Raw genomic sequence first — 17978 nt, 5'->3', positions numbered from 1 at the left:
GGTCTAGTCCAATCTGAATCTGCCGTGAACAACAGGACAACCCTCACATCCAGGTAGTGCAATTGGTCTAGTCCTATCGCAAGATGCTTAGCGTGACCAAGAAAATCGCACGCACCTCAGCCGCTATCACACTCCTCCTCGCCGGCGCGGTAGCAGCCGGAACTGCAACCGCTGCAGCAATTCCCGGATCATCCGACCTCAATCCGTCGGCCGCCGAGAAGACAGTTGTCATAGGCCTCGACGGCACTATGCTCAGCCACATCAAGACCGCCGACGCTCCCCGTCTCCAGAAGCTGATCGCCGAAGGAACCAGCGGAGAATCTTCCATCCTCGGCCACACCACCATCTCCGGACCGTCGTGGTCGACCATCCTGACCGGAGTCTGGGATACCAAGCACGGAGTCAAGGACAACACGTACGCGGGCGCCCGCTTCGACCTCTACCCGAGCGTCTTCACCCGGCTGGAAACAGCAAAGCCCTCCCTCCTCACCGAATCGATCTCCACCTGGGGCGGCATCGACAACATCGCCTCCAGTGGGACACCGAAAGCCGATGTTGTCGTCACCACGGCCGATGCAGGTTCCGGAGCGGCCACCGACGCTGCGACGGCAGACGCCGTCGCCCGCGACATCACAGACAAGGGACCTGACCTGATCTTCACCCAACTCGATCAGGTGGACGGCGCGGGACATAGCGGCGGCACCAACGGCGCTGCGTACGAAGAGTCCATCGCCTCGGTCGATGCTCAGGTGGGCAAGATTGTCGATGCCGTCGATCAGCGCGCAGCAAAGACCGGTGAGAAGTGGACCGTACTGGTCACTGCGGATCACGGGCACAAGCCCGCCGGTGGGCACGGCGGTCAGACACCCGCGGAAGCAACGACATTCGTCATAGCACGCGGCTCGGGATACGCGGCCGGTCAGAACACAGACTCGTACACGATCGCTGACATCACCCCGACAATCCTCCAGAGCCTGGGCGTTGCATTGCCTGCCGATCTGGACGGCAAGCCGCTGGCCAAGGAAGCTCCCGGCTTCGTCGGCTCGGTCGACCTGGGATTCTTCGGCTCCTGATCGCAAGAAGGCCCGGGCCACACAGCAGAGTGCCGCAGCAAGACAGCAGCAAAAAGGCAGCAAAAAGGTCGGGCCGGAGAGCGTGTGCTCTCCGGCCCGACCTGTTGTGGAGCTGCCGGGAATTGAACCCGGGTCCTACGTTGAATCGCTAGGGCTTCTCCGTGTGCAGTTCGCTAAGTCTCTACTTGGATCTCCCAGTCTCGCGAACAAGCCAGGATGACGATCCCAGTCACTGTTTGATGTCCCATTCGACTCCGTGACCGAGCCGAACAGTAAAGCCCTCTAGCTGATGCCAGGAACCGGGTCGAGGGCAACCCCGGGCTGACAGACACGCTTCGCTACTTAGGCAGCGAGAGCGTAGTCGCGCTGATTGGAATCGGCGCTTATAGGTTTGCAGCGACGCTTACGGTGGTCTCTTGCCTGCACCGACACGCTTCCCCTAACTCAACACACGCAGTCGAAACCGTTCAGCCCCGTGTGTGCCCCGCGTCTTTCGTGGGGCTATTCACTATAACGCGCCGAAGTTCGGAAGTCATACCAATTAATCGGCGGCACTTTCCGTGTCCTTCGCCCCAGCCGTTTCCTGCACTGCAGCCATCTCACGCTCGGCGGCACCGGTGATGTTGGTGATCATCCCCTGGAAGACGACTCCGTGGAAAGGCAGGATCGAATACCAGTACGCCCGACCCGCGAGCCCGCGAGGGAAGAAGACCGCGCGTTGATCGAGGTGGGAACCCACCGGCCGTCCGTCGGCACCGGCTGGGCCTTCTGATACTCGCAACTCCAACCATGCTCCGCCCGGGACCTTCATCTCGGCGCGCAATCGGAGCAACTTGCCTCGATCGATTTCTTCGACCCTCCAAAAGTCCAGGGCTTCGCCCGTGTTGAGCCGGCGTGGATCCCGCCTGCCCCGGCGCAGTCCGACACCACCGACCGCGCGGTCCATCCACCCCCGAATGGCCCACGCCAAAGGGAATGAATACCAACCGTTCTCGCCGCCGATCGACTCGACCACCGACCAGAGGGTTTTCGGATCCGCCGCGCAGTCACGTTCGCGATGATCGACGTAGACCGCTTCGCCGGCCCAATCCGGGTCGGATGGAAGAGGATCGGATGGAGCGCCCGCAATCGTTGCACCGGACCACGCCGTCTCCACCTCACCGGTGTCGATCTTTCGAAGTGCCAGTCGCACCGCTTCTCGATACGGCGTGAGGCCCTCGGCGGGAGGCGGGATGAAGCTGTCGATGTCGTGATTGTGCATCACCGCGTCGTTCTGCAGGGATTCGATCAGGGGCATCGCCAAACCTCGTGGGATCGGCGTGACCAATCCCACCCAGTGACCTGCCAGACGCGGGGTGAGGACGGGCAGGACGAGGATGCGTCGGCGTACCAATCCAGCGACGTCGGCGTAGGTGTTCATCATTTCGCCGTACTGCATGACATCCGGCCCACCGATGTCGAAGGCGCGGTTGACCTCCGGCGTCGTCGCCGCGGCTGCAATCAAATAGTGGAGTACGTCACGCACCGCGATCGGCTGAATGTTGTTGTGCACCCACTTGGGTGTGGTCATCACCGGAAGCCGATTGGTCAAGTGGCGCACCATTTCGAAGGACGCCGAACCCGATCCGATCACCACTCCAGCTTGGAACACAACCGCCGGAACCTCGGAGTCGAGCAGGATCCGACCGACTTCGAGCCGGGACTGCAAGTGAGTCGACAACTCTCGGTCGGAGGGATGAAGCCCGCCCAGGTAGACGATCCGTCGCACCCCCGCATCGCGGGCAGCGGCGGCGACGTTCTCCGCGCTTCGCTTGTCGATATCCGAGAACGACCCTCCCCCACCCATGGCGTGAACGAGGTAGTAGACCACGTCGATATCGTCGAAAACACCTGAGAGGGTGGCACTGTCGGTCAGATCTCCGCGCTTGATCTCCACGGAATCGTGCCAGGGAACATCGCGTAGTTTCTCCGGGCTGCGCACCACCACTCGAACTCGATGGCCCTCTTCGACCAGGCGAGGGGCAAGACGTCCGCCGATGTATCCGGTCGCACCCGTGATCAACACTCTCACTGCGTCCATCACCCCACGCTACGCACAATTCAACTGCGAAGCGCGAGTGCAACCCCGAGGTCGTCGTTGGTCAACATCATGTTGATCCCCGCTCCGGCCTTCGCCCCGGCGGCTGCGGCCATGATGACCTGGGCACCCGGGTCCACGACATTGCCCGCGGCGAACACGCCGGGCACGCTTGTGGCCCCCATCATGTCGACTGTGACGAAATCGCCCATCATCGTCTCGGCGCGCTGCGCACCGAATGCGCGCAAGATCGCATCGTTGGGGTCCATCGTGAGGGCGCCACCGACAAAGACCGCCGAACGCGCGACCACACTGCCGTCGGCCAACCGCACGCCCACCAACCGATCATCCTCGACGACGGGACCGGCAACCTCACCCTCGACGATCGAAATACCGCGAGCCGCAAGCTTTTCCCGATCTTCGGAACTCAGTTCGGTGATGCGATGAAGGAAGAGAACCACGTCATCGGACCACTGGCGAACCATGAGCGCCTGGTGCATCGCAAATTCCGCGCTCTTGGCGATCACGCCGAGCGGCTGATCACGCACGCCGTACCCGTGGCAGTACGGGCAGTGCAACACGTCGCGTCCCCAACGCTCGCCGAAGACTTCGAGTTCTACCGGTAGGCGGTCCGTCAGACCCGTCGAAACAAGCACCTTGCGCACCTGAATCTTGATGCCGTCAGCCAGTTCTACCGAGAATTTCTCGCCGTCCCGTGTCACGGAGACAACGGTGCCGTCATGGAACTCGCCCCCGAATTTGCGGACCTCACCTCGGCCGATGGTCAACAATTCTGCCGGGTTCATGCCGTCACGGGAGAGGAATCCGTTCATGTGGTCGGCGGCCGCGTTCCGTGGCGATCCGTTGTCGAAGACGATCACGGATCTGCGTGCCTGACCGAGAATGAGTGCGGCGTTGAGGCCTGCCGCACCGGCTCCGATTACTGCTACGTCGAATGAGTTCTGCGTCATGAATCCAGAATGACAATAGAACGCAGTCTTGACAAACACTGTTGCCACTTTGGCAAAATGAGTGCATGACCGAAACATCGTTCGAAGCCGTACTAGCCGGCATCGGCCCTCGCCTACGTGCGTTGCGCCAGCAGTCCGAGATGACCCTGGCCGACCTGTCGGAGACCACCGACATCAGCGTCAGCACACTGTCGAGACTCGAATCCGGTACTCGCCGAGCCAACTTGGAGTTGCTGCTGCCGATTGCCAAGGCACACGGCGTCCCGTTGGACGACCTGGTGAACAGCAAGATCAAGGACCCCCGCGTTCGAGAAGAACCTCGAACGGTCGGATGTATGACGGTCATTCCGCTGACCAGTCAACCCGGCAATCTGCAGGCCTACAAGATGATCATCTCGCCCACCGACGACGATCGCGAACCGGGATCCCACGAGGGCTACGAGTGGGTCTACGTTCTGTCCGGGCGCATCCGACTCCAACTCGGCGACCGGGATTTCATCATGGGGGCAGGCGAGGCCGCCGAGTTCGACACGCACATCCCGCACCGCATCAGTGCTGCCGACGGACGGCCGGCCGAGGCGATCAGCCTCTTCGGAAAACAAGGCGAGCGGGTTCACCTACGCGCAGCGCCGGCCGACAGACGCGGCTGAAGAAAATTCTCCGAGAAGCGAGGACATCTACAAGCGGGTGACTCGGTGGAGCGGGCGCACATCGTTGAGAGATGACTGAGAATCCGGCCAAACCAATGCCAACTGTTGTACCGCGCCGCCTGTCTCCACGCGAGATAGCTAGCCCGATGAATCATCATGACCGAGAAGAGGAATCCCGATGAGTGGAAAAACCACTTCCTACTGCGGTCCGGGCTCGTGCACGATTTGAATCGCTCCGATGAAGTGGGTCGGCGGACCCACCTTGTCGATGTATGGAATGTAGATGTTCGTTCGTCCCACAGGGCCTGCCGACCGCTCAGAGCTCTTGCAGGGTAATTGATCTTGCGTCAAATCATTCGTCGAGTTCGCGGGGCGACGAATTCACGTAAGTGGCGAAAACAAGGGGAATGACATGGAATTACGACAACTCGCGCGCGATCTTCAAGTCTCGCGTATTGGCTTAGGGTGTAACAACTTTGGTACCCGACTGGACCCTGAGGGGAGTACGGAGGTCGTCCGTACCGCCCTCGATGAGGGCGTCACCCACTTTGACACAGCGACGATGTACGGAAACGGGCGCTCGGAGGAAATCCTCGGCAAGGCGCTCGCAGGTCAACGAGACCAGGTGGTAATCGCCACCAAAGCGATTCCACGCCCGCGTGAGGTCGATTACAAGCCCGGAGTACTCGCACGAAGCATCGAGGATAGCTGTGAGGCAAGCTTGCGGCGACTCAGCACCGATCGAATCGACTTGTACTACCAGCATGTCCCTGACCCCGATGCTCCACTGGAGGAGGCCATCGAGGCGTTGAATGGGCTGGTAGCCAAAGGGAAAGCCCGCCACGTAGCTTGCTCGAACTACTCCGCGGATCAGATGAGGCAGGCCGAGGGCATCGCCACCGGTACTGGCGCATCGCATTTATTGGCGAACCAGGTCGAATGGAATTTGCTCAACCGCGCGATCGAGGCAGACATTGTTCCCGCCGCACACGAGGTCGGAATGTCAATCATCCCTTTCTTTCCGCTTGCTTCCGGAATGCTCACCGGTAAGTACACGATGCGACGGCCGTTTCCGACCGGCAGCCGACTAGCCAGTGCGCCGTACTTCGCCACACTGGCAACGGAAGAGAACTTCGAGTACGTGGAGAAACTGTCAGCGTTCGCACAAGCGCACGGACACTCGATACTCGAACTCGCCATAGCGTGGCTGTGCGCGCAGGAGAGCGTTCCCTCTGTGATCATCGGTGCGATGAACCCCGAACAAGTGCGATCAAATGTTGCCGCCGCGGAGTGGAAGCTCGACGACGACGTTCTTGCGGCGCTGCCTTCGCGCCCCTGAAAGTCTGCGGTTCAACTCCTTTTGCTGATTTGACTACTGAGCAGCCAGATAGAAAACAAACGGCCCGCGCACTGGTAGCTCGCTTTCGCAATCCAATGTTGGACTTCCAACCTGTAAGCCGCGTCGACCGTATTCGTTCCGCCGGCAGTCGCAACGACAGGACCAGCACATCACCTCCGAGTGTGTGTGAGTGACGAAGAGAAGTGGCCATCGATGACCTACCAGGCTGTGCAGCCAATCGAGGGCACTGCCCTCTGCTGGGGATGCATCCCACACGCTGATTTGATACAGCTCGCCGAGTTGGCCCGTAGGGGCGGCTTTCCAGAGATCACTGTTCATCCCTCGCAATATTCGATTGTGAAGAGTGCCGACTCCCGAGTGCGGGAGCGCCTGGACGATCTAGGTGTGACTGTTGGCGTGATCGATGCGCTCATGACCTATCTACCCGGCTCTGCTCGACTGGATGAGGTACCTCCACACTGGCGCAAGCTCATGGTAGATCTCGACGAGTGTCTCGAAGCCGCTGAGGCGCTTCACGCTCGCACTCTCAACGTCGCCCATTTCTTGGGTGATCCGACAGTGAAGAGAAACGCGCTGGCGTCGGCGGTGCGACAAGTCGCCGACCGCGCAGCCGAGGTCGGAGTTCGTGTCAGTCTGGAGTTCATCCCCGGCACAGGAATACCGGATCTCGGTGCGGCGTTGGACATCGTCCGGCGAGCCGACCACCCCGGCGTTGGAATCCTGTTCGATACTTGGCACTTTCTGCGCTCGGGTGGTATGCCGACCCAGCTTGCAGAGGTTACCCATGGTCAGGTATTCGAAGTGCAGATCAGCGATCGTGTCCAGCCTGGCCGCCACGATCCCTATGTACCGATGACCGGCCGCCTGGCTCCTGGCGAGGGAACGGCGCCGATCGCGGAGATTGTGCGGGCGTTGGGGGTCGTGGCTCCCGACGTCGTGTTGGGAGTCGAGGTGTTCACCGCTGATATCGGAGATCCGGAGGAAACCGTGGCCCACCTTTCCGCGGCCACTCGGATGTTCCTGCGGAGTACTGAATTTGGTTCGCCCGCGGGCATTGTCGAGCCGTCATGAGCTATTCCGAGGCCCTGAGTTTGGTGCGATACCAAACTCGCACCGCCGCCGCGTTTCCAATTTGGCCACTCCGCCAATCGGAGACCAGTTCAAACCACGCGGGACTCTTTTGACAGGATGGTGGCGGATCGGGGTATCCGGCGTGCAAGTAGCCCAGGTACTCGTCGAGGAATGAAACAGCGCGTTCCTACGATGGGTGCACGGGTCACAGCCGCTGAAAAGGAACTACGCCCCAGCGACGGCAATCATGCCGACTGCCGCCAGCGCCAACAGCATTCCCGCTTGTTGCACGCGGCTTACCCGCTCGCCCAGCATCACCATGGCGAGCAGAACCGTCGCAGCCGGATACAGCGAACCGATCACGCTGACCAGTGAGAGCATTCCGCCTTGGAAGGCGTAGATCATCGTCCCGTTCGCGACGACGTCGAGGACGCTGACGTACACCGCGAGCTTGAGTGGCTCGCCTCGTGGGAGAACGAAGTGACCGGCCGCCAGCGCGACCAACCACACCACGACGGTCGCGGCGCCTCGAGATACGGCCAACGCCCACAGCCCGCTGCCCTCGCCGATCTGGTGAAGTGCGATGAACGAGAGTGCAAATGCGCCACCGCTTCCGACGGTCAGAAGAGCCACTTGTCTGGTGAAGCGGAGGGTGATTCCGCCGGCAACCTCACCCGCCGCGTCGTCAGGTGACTCGCGGCTGACCAGGACGACTGCGACCAGCGCGACGGCAATACCCAGGTACGCGATCAACCCCGGCCGCTCACCGAAAGCGAAGCCGACGAGCACCGGAATGCCCGCCACCAGAACAGCTGTCAGCGGCGAGACCACCGACATGGGGCCGGTTGCCAGCGCGAGATAGAACCACCAGACCGCCAGCCCACTCGTGACGCCCGCGATCGCACCCCAGATCAGACCGTTCGGCGTCAGCGTCCCGGATACGAAAGGTGCTGCGATCAGAACGATGACGAGCGAGAGTGGATACGAGACGATCACCACACGCAGTGCGGCAACTCGTCGTGACGCAACTCCCCCGACGAAGTCGCTGACTCCGTAGGCAACTGCCGCCACGAGGGCAAGCAGGATGGAGGTCAGCGCATGCCCTTGATACGACGACCGAGCTCGCGGGTCACCTCGCGCTCGGCGGTGCGCTTGGCCATGTCCTGGCGCTTGTCGTAGTCCTGCTTACCCTTTGCCAGTGCGAGTTCGACCTTGACCTTGCCGTCGTTGAAGTACATCGACAGCGGGACCAGCGTCTGGTTTCCCTCGCGGGTCTTGCCGACGAGGTGCTCGATTTCACGCTTGTGCAGCAGGAGCTTTCGGGTACGACGTGGCGAATGGTTGTTCCACGTGCCTTGCGTGTACTCCGGAATGTGCAACGAGCGCAACCACACTTCGCCGTTGTCCACCGTGGCGAACGCGTCGACGAGCGACGCCTTGCCTTCACGCAGACTCTTGACCTCGGTCCCGACGAGAGCGATGCCGGCCTCGTAGGTGTCGATGATCGTGTAGTTGTGGCGTGCTTTGCGATTGGTCGCAATGACCTTGCGGCCCTTTTCCTTCACTGTCCGGGCCTCTCAGTCCGCTGTCTTGCTGTCGAATGGTTCTTGCTGTTCCAGCATAGAAGCTCGTGCAAACCGATTATTCGCGGACGTACAGACGCAGCGTCACGTACGCCGTCACCGCGGCCATTCCGACACCGGCAAGTACGAGGATCGGCGAGACGAACAGCACGTCACTGTTGGATATCCGCGCCACGATGTTTGCTTCGTAGACGTCGGACAGGACCCCGTCGATGAAGACGTTCTTCGCCGTGAACAGTCCGGCAATGGCGAGCACCGCACCGATCAAGGCCGCCACGACGGCTTCGAGGAGGAACGGAAGCTGGGTGTACCAACGCGTCGCGCCGACCAACCGCATGATGTTGACCTCGGTACGACGCGTGAACGCGGCGATCTGGACCATGTTGGCGATGAGCAGGATGGCCGCTATCGCCTGGACGATCGCGATCGCGAACGCTGCGTTGCGCACTCCACCGAGCACGCTGAACAGTCGGTCCACCAACTCGCGCTGATTGAGCACACTCTCGACGCCGGGCCTCGAACCGAAGGTGTCGTTGATGACGCCGAACCGCTCCGGGTCACTTAGCTTGACCTTGAACGACGCCGGGAAGCTGTCCGGGCTCACCAGGGCTGCCAGTTCGGGCTGGTCCTTGAAGACGCGCTCGGTGGCGTCCTTCACGGCGTCTTCGCGGTTGAGGTACTGAACCGCGACGACGGACGGAGTCTGCTCGAGTTCCTTGCGCAACGAACTGCAGATCTCCTGCTCGCAACCGGGATCGGCCGAAGAGATGTCGTCGGTCAGGAAGATCTGCACCTCGACGCGTTCGAGGAAGATCTGCTGGGTCTTTCCTGCCATCTGCACGACCAGCAGACCGCCGCCGAAGAGTCCGAGGGAGATCGCCGTCGTCAAGATCATGGCGATGGTCATCGTGATGTTGCGGCGTAGGCCGGTCAGGACTTCGCTGAAAATAAAGCTGGCGCGCATCGGGGAATCCGATTCCTTTTCGAGAGGCCGGTTGTTTCACGACAACCGGTGGGCGTACGGGACGTGTGGTCGTAGTCGGCGCTACCTGCCGACGCCGTACACACCCCGCGCTTCGTCTCTGGTCACCTTGCCGAGATCGAGTTCGATGACGCGTCGACGCATGGAGTCGACGATGTGGTGATCGTGGGTCGCCATCACGACGGTGGTGCCGGTGCGGTTGATCCGCTCGAGCAGCAGCATGATGTCCTGGCTCGTTTCGGGGTCCAGGTTGCCGGTGGGCTCGTCGGCGAGCAGCACGAGAGGGCGGTTCACGAATGCGCGGGCGATGGCGACGCGCTGCTGCTCACCGCCGGAAAGTTCGGTGGGCAGTCGATCGGCTTTGCCGGCCAGACCGACCATGTCGAGAACCTCGGGCACAGTGCGCGCGATGACGTTGCGGGGCTTGCCGATGACTTCCAACGCAAAGGCCACGTTCTCGGAGACCGTCTTCTGCTGAAGCAAGCGGAAGTCCTGGAACACACAGCCCATGCTCTGGCGAAGCTTCGGCACGCGGCGGGCCGCCAACTTGTTGACGTGGAAATCCGCGACCTCGATGTCGCCGGACGTGGGCGACTCCATCTTGAGCAGCAACCGCATGAACGTCGACTTGCCGGAGCCGGAGGGGCCGATGAGGAAGACGAACTCCCCCTTCTCCACCTCCACGCTGACCTTGTCGAGCGCCGGCCTGGTGGAGGCCTTGTAGGACTTCGACACATTCTTCATGCTGATCACAACTAGCCAGTCTAGCCGTTATCTAACGGTGACCTTGGCGCCACGCGCGAGCACCCTCGTCCTTATCCGGTACCGGTGGTCGCGGGTGACTGCGGCACAGACGTCGGTGCCTGCATCGCCGCGCCAGGTTGGGGAACGGTCGTCGTCGCCGGAGTGGTCGGCACCGTGGTCGCGGACTGTTCGGCGTTGCCCGGCGCAGGCGCGGGACCCGAAGTCGGAGTCGGAGAACCTGAGCTGCCCGTGCTCGATTCCGGAGACTGGGTCTCGGACGTAGTCGTCGGCTCGGTCGAGGACGGCACGGGGGTCGTCGTCGACGGTTTGACCGAGGGCACGACGTAAGGCTCGGTCTGCGACGTGTCCACGCTGGGCGGTGGTGTCACTGCGGTCGGGTCCTCAGGATTGAGATACGTATGCAACAGATACGTCAATATCCACGCCACGATGAGAATGAAGGTAGAGGTTCGCATCCGCCCGCCGAAAATCCGGGACGGGAGCCAGTCCAGGTGAAACAATCGGTCGAGTCCGCGGCGCGGTTCCTGATCGGTCATTCGCTCGCCTCCTCGGTCCGTACGGTGTGCAGATCCGGTGACACCGTGATCCCCTGACGTCGCAGTGCTGCGGCGACGCGGACGCGAAGAGCGCGTCCGACCTGGAATTGTTTGCCAGGGAGTGTGCGCGCGACCATCCGCACGTTGACCTGATCGACCTCCAGGCTTTCGACGCCCATGACCGTGGGCTCGTCGAGCAGCAGTTTCTTGAGTCCGCGGTCGGCCATCGCGTCGACTCCGACCTGGCGAAGCACCTCGTTGACCCGGGTGAGATCGGCAGTCGCCGGAACCGGAACGTCGATGACGGCGCGTGCCCAATCCTTGGACAGGTTGGTCGCTTTCACGATCTGGCCGTTGGGAACGGTGATGACCTCGCCGTCGGAGTTTCGCATCCGCGTCACGCGCAGGGTCACGTCCTCGATGACACCCTCGGCGTCGTCGGAGGAGCCGGTGATCGCAAGTCGCACGGTGTCACCGAAGCCGTACTGACGTTCGGTGATGATGAAGAAACCGGCAAGAATGTCCTGCACGACGCGCTGTGCACCGAAACCGAGCGCCGCACCGAGAACGGTCGCCGGCGCGACGAGACTTCCGATCGGCAGGTTCAGTTGGTCGAGAACCTTCAGCGTCGCGATCACGTAGATGAACGTGATGACCACCCAGGTGATGACCTGCGCGACCGAGTGACGATGCTTGGTCGCCTCGGAACGAACCAGCGCATCGCCCAACTGATAGTTGGAGTCGATCTGGTCGGTGACCTTGTTGCCTCCCCAACTGACCAACCGGGCGAGAATCATCGCCCCGAGCACGGTCATGAGGACGGACAAACCGGTGGTTTGAAGCCAATCGAGCAGGTTCTGCCCAGGTCGAAGTAAAGTCATCGTGCCTTTCGGTATCCGAACGCTATGCGGACTGGTTCTCGCTCATGCGCCAGCGGATGCCGGCCTCGAGGAACCCGTCGATGTCGCCGTCGAGCACTGCCGACGGGTTGTTGACCTCGTACTCGGTACGCAGGTCCTTGACCATCTGGTACGGATGCAGAACATAGGAGCGCATCTGGTTGCCCCACGAGCTGCCGCTGTCGCCCTTGAGCGCATCCATCTCGGCGCGCTCTTCCTGACGCTTGACCGCGAGCAGTTTTGCCTGCAGGACGCGCATCGCCGACACCTTGTTCTGGAGCTGCGACTTCTCGTTCTGACAGGTGACGACGATTCCCGTCGGGATGTGCGTGAGTCGAACGGCGGAGTCCGTCGTGTTGACCGACTGGCCGCCGGGACCGGACGAGCGGTAGACGTCGACGCGGATGTCGTTCTCGTTGATCTCGATGTGGTCGGTCGTCTCGACGACCGGCAGTACCTCGACCTCGGCGAACGACGTCTGACGGCGCCCCTGGTTGTCGAAGGGGCTGATGCGAACGAGCCGGTGGGTGCCCATCTCGACGGACAACGTGCCGTACGTGTACGGGCCTTTGATCGCGAACGTCGCGCTCTTGAGTCCGGCTTCTTCGGCGTACGACGTGTCGTAGACCTCGACGCCGTAGTCGTGCTTCTCCGCCCAGCGGATGTACATACGCATGAGCATCTCGGCCCAGTCTGCAGCGTCGATACCGCCGGCACCGGAGCGGATGTTGATGAGCGCGTCGCGCTCGTCGTACTCGCCCGAGAGCATGGTCTTGACTTCCATCGCCGCGATGTCGTCTCGCAGGCTCGCGCGCTCGGCGTCGGCGTCGGCCACCGCGTCGGGGCCTTCGTCTTCTGCCAGTTCGTAGAGGATCGGCATCTCGTCGAGTCGCTCGCGTAGTGCCACGATCCGGCGCAGCTCGGCCTGCGCGTGGGAGAGCTGGCTCGTGACCTGCTGGGCGTGTTCCTGGTCGTTCCACAGACCCGGGTCGGCTGCCTGGTGCTCGAGCTCGTCGATGCGTCGGCGCAGCTCCTCGACGTCCACAACCGATTCGCAGGTGCGAAGGGTGGTGTCGAGGGCGTTCAGGTCTGCAATTACGTCGGGATGCACGGTTCTCAAGGCTACCGGGTGCCGACCTCGGCCCTGCCGCCCGTCACGTATTGGGATCACCGGGACTGGAAGCCTTGCCAACGTCGCTCCGAGGGAACCTACTGGAACGATGACTGTCACCGACGAATACCTGCAGAACAACGCCGCCTACGCCGAGCAGTTCACCGGACCGCTCCCCCTCCCACCCAGCAAACACGTCGCCGTACTCGCCTGCATGGACGCCCGCATCGACGTCTATCGGGTGCTGGGAATCAAGGAAGGCGAATCGCACGTCATCCGCAATGCGGGTGGAGTCGTCACCGACGACGAGATCCGATCCCTGGCCATCAGCCAGCGTCTGCTGGGAACTACCGAGATCATCCTCATCCACCACACCGACTGCGGAATGCTGACGTTCACCGACGACGACTTCAAGCGATCCATCCAGGACGAGATCGGCATCAAACCAAATTGGGCTGCCGAATCGTTTCCCGACATCGACGAGGACGTCCGTCAGTCGTTGAAGCGCATCGAGAACAGTCCGTTCGTCACCGCGACGACCTCCCTACGCGGATTCGTCTTCGACGTCGCAACCGGAAAGCTGAACGAGGTCCTCCCCGATTGAGCCGGTAGGTTGTGTACCCGTGACCGATCGCGCATCCGACCTCGCACTCGCCCTCCGTATCGCCGACGAGGCTGACGCGATCACTCGCGCCCGCTTCGGCGCCCTCGACCTTCGAGTGGACGACAAGCCGGACCTCACCCCCGTCTCCGACGCCGATCTGGCTGTCGAGCGAGCAGTGCGCGCGACGCTCGGTGAGCATCGTCCTGCGGATTCCGTACTCGGCGAAGAATTCGGCGGCGACGCAGTCTTCGAGGGCAGACAGTGGGTGGTCGACCCCATCGACGGGACCAAGAACTTCGTCCGCAACGTACCGGTGTGGGCCACGCTGATCAGCTTGCTCGAGGACGGCGTCCCGGTCATCGGCGTCGTGAGCGCACCTGCACTGAATCGGCGATGGTGGGCTGCAACAGGTTTGGGTGCACATACGTCCTTCGGGGACAGGGATGCGCGGGCGATCCAGGTATCCGCCGTCGATCGCAGCGAGTCAGCGAGCCTGAGCTTCTCGAGCCTCTCGGGGTGGAAGGACCGCGGAATTCGCGATCAGTTCGTCGAACTCACCGACCACGTCTGGCGCGTGCGCGGTTACGGGGACTTCTTCTCCTACTGCCTCGTGGCCGAAGGCGCCGTCGACATTGCTGCCGAACCCGAGGTTTCCCTGTGGGATCTGGCAGCGCTCGACGTATTGGTCCGTGAGGCCGGCGGCGCGTTCACCGATCTGGACGGCGGCGCAGGTCCGCACGGCGGCAGCGCGGTCGCCACCAACGGACTGCTGCACGAAGACGTTCTGGCCCGCCTGCGGTAACACCCGAGTACCAGAACATCCCACCCGCCGCAAGGGTCCGAGGGAGGAGTTCCGACAGGCCCGTCGGCAGGATTCGGCACGACATCTCGGCCCGTTGACTGGAAGTAGTTGATCACGCACTACTTCCAGGAGAACGATGAACCGGATTTCCAGGCGCACGATTCTGTTCGGTCTGGCCGCAGCGCCCCTCGGGCTCGCGGTGGGCTGCGGCGCCGACCCGGCAGCGAAGAGCGCCACGTTGGCGGTGGCCGGAACTTCGCGTCCGCTACCGATTCCGCCGCTTGCCGAATCCACCGTCGACGACGCCGGTGTTCGCCACTTCACACTTCGTGCCGGTGCCGGGACCACCGAGATCGTCGCGGGAAAACTCACCGACACTTGGGGTTTCAACGGATCCATTCTGGGGCCGACCGTCCGCGCCGAACGCGGAGAATCTGTCGCATTCACGATCGACAACACACTGGCAGAGCCCACGACCGTCCATTGGCACGGCATGCATCTGCCCGCCCGATACGACGGCGGCCCGCACCAGACCATCGAAGCCGGCGGACGCTGGGAACCGGCGTGGACGATCGGCCAGTCGGCGTCGACGCTCTGGTATCACCCACACCCGCACGGATCCACCGAACGGCACGTGCAGCGCGGTCTCGCCGGACTGTTCCTGATCGACGACGCCGACACGCGGGCGTTGGACATCCCCAAAACCTATGGTGTCGACGATGTTCCGCTGATCATCCAGGATCGTCGATTCCTCGCCGACGGCAGCTTCGACGAATCGGATCCGACCGACATAGGCCTGCTCGGCGACACGATAGTCACCAACGGCATCTCCGACGCCTACCTCGACGTCACCACCGGGGTCGTCCGGTTACGCATTCTGAACGGCTCTTCCGGCCGTCTCTACAACCTGGGGTTCCCCGACGACCGCACGTTCGATCTGATTGCCACCGACGGCGGACTGCTCGAATCACCTATTGCGATCAAGCGGATTCAGCTCAGCCCCGGCGAACGAGCCGAGATCGTGGTTCGCGTCGACCCCGGTGCGACGACCACACTGGTGTCGTTCCCGATCGAGGACGGCGGTGGCGTGAGTTCCTCCGACGCCGAGAACTTCGGCATGAACGACCGCTTCGACATCCTCGAACTGCGGGGCGTTGCCAGCCGCGCGTCACGGTCGACTCTCCCGGCGCAGTTGGCCGTACTGCCGCGTCTGGATCCGTCGAAGGCAAGCGTTTCCCGAACCTTCGATCTGCAGTGGTACATGATCAACGGGCAACGAATGGACATGAACCGCATCGACTTCGAGGCCGAAGTCGGCGCGACCGAGGTGTGGACGATCACCAACAAGGACAACTGGCCACACAATTTCCATGTCCACGACGTACAGTTCCAGATCCTCGACGTCGACGGTCGCACTCCCCCGCCGCACTTGCGCGGACTCAAGGACACCGTCTACACACCGCCGGGCAGCAGGGTTCGCGTCGCACTGCAGTGGTCCGAGTACACCGATCCCACTTTCCCGTACATGTTCCACTGCCACCTGCTGATGCACGAGGACCAAGGGATGATGGGCCAATTCCTCGTGCTCGAACCGGGACAGAAGGCGGCTCCGATGCAGATGGACATGCCGATGCCTTCGTCTGGTTCGCACTCCGGTCACTGAAAGTTCTGCAAGTGGTACACGGCGAGGCGAACCCGATTGTCGCAACCGGTCTTCGACATCAGGTTCGCCACGTGCGTCTTCACCGTGGTCACACCGAGATGCAGCGTGTCCGCGATCTCCTGATTGCTCTTCCCTTCTGCCACCAGCGCGAGGACCTGCGATTCGCGATCGGTCAACGGAACCTTCTCCGTCGCAGCAGTGTCTGCGATACCACCGATCACCGCTCGATCCACAACGCGGCGGAGAAGTTCCGGAGTGAACACCATCTCGCCCTCGGCGATCCGCCGAATGGCACCGAGCAACTCGGCGGGTTCGGTGTCCTTGACGAAGAATCCCGAAGCCCCCGCGGCGAGTGCGGGATACAGATGATCGTCGTCGTCGAAGGTGGTCAGCACGAGGATGCGCGCTCGACGACCGGCCTTGACGATCTGCTGCGTGGCGCCGATCCCGTCCAGCCCGGGCATTCTCAAGTCCATCAGAATCACGTCGGGATCCAATTCTGCAGCGAGCGCTACCGCCTCGACGCCGTTCGACGCCTCACCGGCCACGGTCATGTCCTCGGCTGCCGCGCACAGCATCCGCAAACCGGCGCGCACAAGTCGCTGGTCGTCGACGATCAGCACGCTGATCACGAGACACCGCCCGAGACAACGAGTGGAATACTCACGTGCACTTCCCATTTCCCGTCACTGTTGGTGCCGGCGGTCATCTCGCCGCCGACCAACTCCGCACGCTCCTGCATTCCCACCAGGCCATGACCTGCACTCCGAGGCGATCCCTCGACGTCGTTGACAACCCTGACATGCACCCGGTTGTCTTCGCGACCGACCGAGACCGATACCAGCCCCTTCTTGTCGCCGTGCTTCATGACGTTGGTCAGTGATTCCTGAATCACCCGCAACAACGTCAGCCTCCCGATCGCGTCGAGATCGGCTGCGCCTGACTCGACATTCTCCTGGGCATCGAAGACTGCCCGCACCTCGAAACCCGCCGCACGCACACGATCTATCGCCGCCTCGATTTCCGCCTCGACGGCATCCGGCTCGACCAGAGCGACCTCACCGAGCGAAGGATCACGAAGTGCGACCAGGAGGCGACGGATATCGGCCAGCGCATCGGACGCAGTCCCACGCACATCCGCGAGGACCTCACGCACGGCCTCGTCCTGGGGCGCCAAGACATGTTGAGCCACGCCGATTCTCAGGACGATCGATGCCATGTGGTGCGCAACCAGGTCGTGCAGTTCGCGGGCGAGCGCACTGCGCTCCGCAGCGCGGGTCTGCGCAAGATTGTTCGCGGCCAATTCACGCTGCGAGCGTAGATACAACCCGAGCAGCAGTGGCAACCCCACGTACGCAAGCACTTTCACAGCCGTCGTGACAGACCAGAACGCTTCGTGAGATTCGAACCAGATACCCGCGAGCACCGAACCGCACCATCCTGCTGCCGATACGGCAACCATTTCTCTACGCTCGGCCCGCATCGTGACGTCGACGACGGCGACCGCCCCGAGATACGGAACAAGCTCGGACAGCCCCCAGGCGTCGGCGACGAACATCGGAACGGCGAGCGCCGAGATGACCAGGGACGCGAAGACCGGCCATCGACGGCCGACGGCGAAGGCGAGCGCCGACAGCATCGACAGAATCCAGTAGGTGAGGGGAACTCGATACTCCCCCGGATACGTGCTGGCGATCAACAGGCACGGGACCACCACCAACGGCGTGTAGCGCACGTACCGCTGTATCCGATCTGGCACCTCTGTCCGGTTCACCCCTCGAGCCTATGACGCGCATCATTTCGCGGTTTCTCGACAACAGACCTTACTGAT

At 62.3% G+C, this 17978-nt stretch carries 18 protein-coding genes and 1 other RNA gene; 8 read left to right on the top strand and 11 right to left on the bottom strand.

Annotation, left to right across the window (positions count from 1 at the left end; genetic code table 11):
- Positions 1–83: 83 nt before the first annotated feature.
- On the top strand, positions 84–1073 hold the full coding sequence (locus ACN50D_RS01600; RefSeq protein WP_232319030.1) for an alkaline phosphatase family protein: 990 nt from the start codon (positions 84–86) through the stop codon (positions 1071–1073).
- Positions 1074–1177: 104 nt separating this feature from the next.
- On the opposite strand, the gene ssrA is transcribed toward ACN50D_RS01600, so the two are convergent.
- The 3 genes from ssrA to ACN50D_RS01585 all read right to left on the bottom strand — a co-directional run bounded on the left by ssrA (position 1178) and on the right by ACN50D_RS01585 (position 4121).
- Positions 1178–1548, bottom strand: a transfer-messenger RNA (tmRNA) gene (gene ssrA / locus ACN50D_RS01595).
- A 66-nt stretch (positions 1549–1614) separates the two neighbouring features.
- On the bottom strand, positions 1615–3153 hold the full coding sequence (locus ACN50D_RS01590) for an SDR family oxidoreductase (RefSeq protein WP_211920434.1): 1539 nt from the start codon (positions 3151–3153) through the stop codon (positions 1615–1617).
- 20 nt (positions 3154–3173) lie between these two features.
- Positions 3174–4121, bottom strand: a complete 948-nt coding sequence (locus tag ACN50D_RS01585; RefSeq protein WP_047271826.1) for an NAD(P)/FAD-dependent oxidoreductase — start codon at positions 4119–4121, stop codon at positions 3174–3176.
- 65 nt (positions 4122–4186) lie between these two features.
- Between ACN50D_RS01585 and ACN50D_RS01580 the strand changes: the two genes are divergently transcribed.
- From ACN50D_RS01580 to ACN50D_RS01570, 3 genes are all read left to right on the top strand, one after another.
- Positions 4187–4771 carry a helix-turn-helix domain-containing protein gene (locus ACN50D_RS01580; RefSeq protein ID WP_030534979.1) on the top strand — a complete coding sequence of 195 codons (585 nt, stop codon included), beginning with the start codon at positions 4187–4189 and terminating at the stop codon, positions 4769–4771.
- A 412-nt stretch (positions 4772–5183) separates the two neighbouring features.
- On the top strand, positions 5184–6110 hold the full coding sequence (locus ACN50D_RS01575) for an aldo/keto reductase (RefSeq protein WP_030534980.1): 927 nt from the start codon (positions 5184–5186) through the stop codon (positions 6108–6110).
- 213 nt (positions 6111–6323) lie between these two features.
- Entirely contained in the window at positions 6324–7202 is an 879-nt protein-coding gene (locus ACN50D_RS01570; protein ID WP_211920436.1) for a sugar phosphate isomerase/epimerase family protein, read from the top strand.
- Between the two features lie 225 nt (positions 7203–7427).
- Here the strand turns inward: ACN50D_RS01570 and ACN50D_RS01565 are convergent, their stop codons facing one another.
- The 4 genes from ACN50D_RS01565 to ftsE form a co-directional block, all read right to left on the bottom strand.
- Positions 7428–8285 (bottom strand): DMT family transporter, encoded by an 858-nt coding sequence (locus tag ACN50D_RS01565; protein ID WP_211920604.1) that lies wholly within the window; start codon positions 8283–8285, stop codon positions 7428–7430.
- Positions 8286–8293: 8 nt separating this feature from the next.
- The gene (smpB, locus tag ACN50D_RS01560; protein ID WP_003942330.1) at positions 8294–8767 is read right to left on the bottom strand and encodes an SsrA-binding protein SmpB; all 474 of its coding nucleotides are present in this window, start codon (positions 8765–8767) and stop codon (positions 8294–8296) included.
- A 76-nt stretch (positions 8768–8843) separates the two neighbouring features.
- Positions 8844–9749, bottom strand: a complete 906-nt coding sequence (ftsX, locus tag ACN50D_RS01555; protein ID WP_003942367.1) for a permease-like cell division protein FtsX — start codon at positions 9747–9749, stop codon at positions 8844–8846.
- Positions 9750–9830: 81 nt separating this feature from the next.
- Positions 9831–10511, bottom strand: a complete 681-nt coding sequence (gene ftsE, locus ACN50D_RS01550; protein WP_020969258.1) for a cell division ATP-binding protein FtsE — start codon at positions 10509–10511, stop codon at positions 9831–9833.
- 84 nt (positions 10512–10595) lie between these two features.
- Here ftsE and ACN50D_RS01545 point away from each other — a divergent pair, with 84 nt between their 5' ends.
- Positions 10596–10859, top strand: a complete 264-nt coding sequence (locus tag ACN50D_RS01545; protein ID WP_211920438.1) for a hypothetical protein — start codon at positions 10596–10598, stop codon at positions 10857–10859.
- A 205-nt stretch (positions 10860–11064) separates the two neighbouring features.
- Here the strand turns inward: ACN50D_RS01545 and ACN50D_RS01540 are convergent, their stop codons facing one another.
- Both ACN50D_RS01540 and prfB read right to left on the bottom strand, forming a co-directional pair.
- Complete coding sequence (locus ACN50D_RS01540; RefSeq protein WP_003942304.1) at positions 11065–11949, bottom strand: mechanosensitive ion channel family protein; 885 nt, start codon at positions 11947–11949, stop codon at positions 11065–11067.
- Positions 11950–11971: 22 nt separating this feature from the next.
- Positions 11972–13078 (bottom strand): peptide chain release factor 2, encoded by a 1107-nt coding sequence (gene prfB, locus ACN50D_RS01535; protein WP_003942364.1) that lies wholly within the window; start codon positions 13076–13078, stop codon positions 11972–11974.
- Between the two features lie 109 nt (positions 13079–13187).
- Here prfB and ACN50D_RS01530 point away from each other — a divergent pair, with 109 nt between their 5' ends.
- The 3 genes from ACN50D_RS01530 to ACN50D_RS01520 all read left to right on the top strand — a co-directional run bounded on the left by ACN50D_RS01530 (position 13188) and on the right by ACN50D_RS01520 (position 16147).
- Positions 13188–13682, top strand: a complete 495-nt coding sequence (locus tag ACN50D_RS01530; RefSeq protein ID WP_007731285.1) for a beta-class carbonic anhydrase — start codon at positions 13188–13190, stop codon at positions 13680–13682.
- A 19-nt stretch (positions 13683–13701) separates the two neighbouring features.
- Positions 13702–14484 carry a histidinol-phosphatase gene (gene hisN, locus ACN50D_RS01525; protein WP_211920440.1) on the top strand — a complete coding sequence of 261 codons (783 nt, stop codon included), beginning with the start codon at positions 13702–13704 and terminating at the stop codon, positions 14482–14484.
- A 136-nt stretch (positions 14485–14620) separates the two neighbouring features.
- Complete coding sequence (locus tag ACN50D_RS01520) at positions 14621–16147, top strand: multicopper oxidase family protein (protein ID WP_211920442.1); 1527 nt, start codon at positions 14621–14623, stop codon at positions 16145–16147.
- On the opposite strand, the gene ACN50D_RS01515 is transcribed toward ACN50D_RS01520, so the two are convergent.
- The gene (locus ACN50D_RS01515) at positions 16141–16779 is read right to left on the bottom strand and encodes a response regulator (protein ID WP_047271656.1); all 639 of its coding nucleotides are present in this window, start codon (positions 16777–16779) and stop codon (positions 16141–16143) included. The genes ACN50D_RS01520 and ACN50D_RS01515 overlap by 7 nt on opposite strands.
- On the bottom strand, positions 16776–17921 hold the full coding sequence (locus ACN50D_RS01510) for a sensor histidine kinase (RefSeq protein WP_223304439.1): 1146 nt from the start codon (positions 17919–17921) through the stop codon (positions 16776–16778). The genes ACN50D_RS01515 and ACN50D_RS01510 overlap by 4 nt, the downstream gene beginning before the upstream one ends.
- Positions 17922–17978: the final 57 nt, after the last annotated feature.

Source organism: Rhodococcus sp. SB1D, assembly GCF_048573875.1.
GTDB lineage: Bacteria > Actinomycetota > Actinomycetes > Mycobacteriales > Mycobacteriaceae > Rhodococcus_F > Rhodococcus_F qingshengii.
This window is presented reverse-complemented; position numbering and strand designations above follow the sequence as displayed.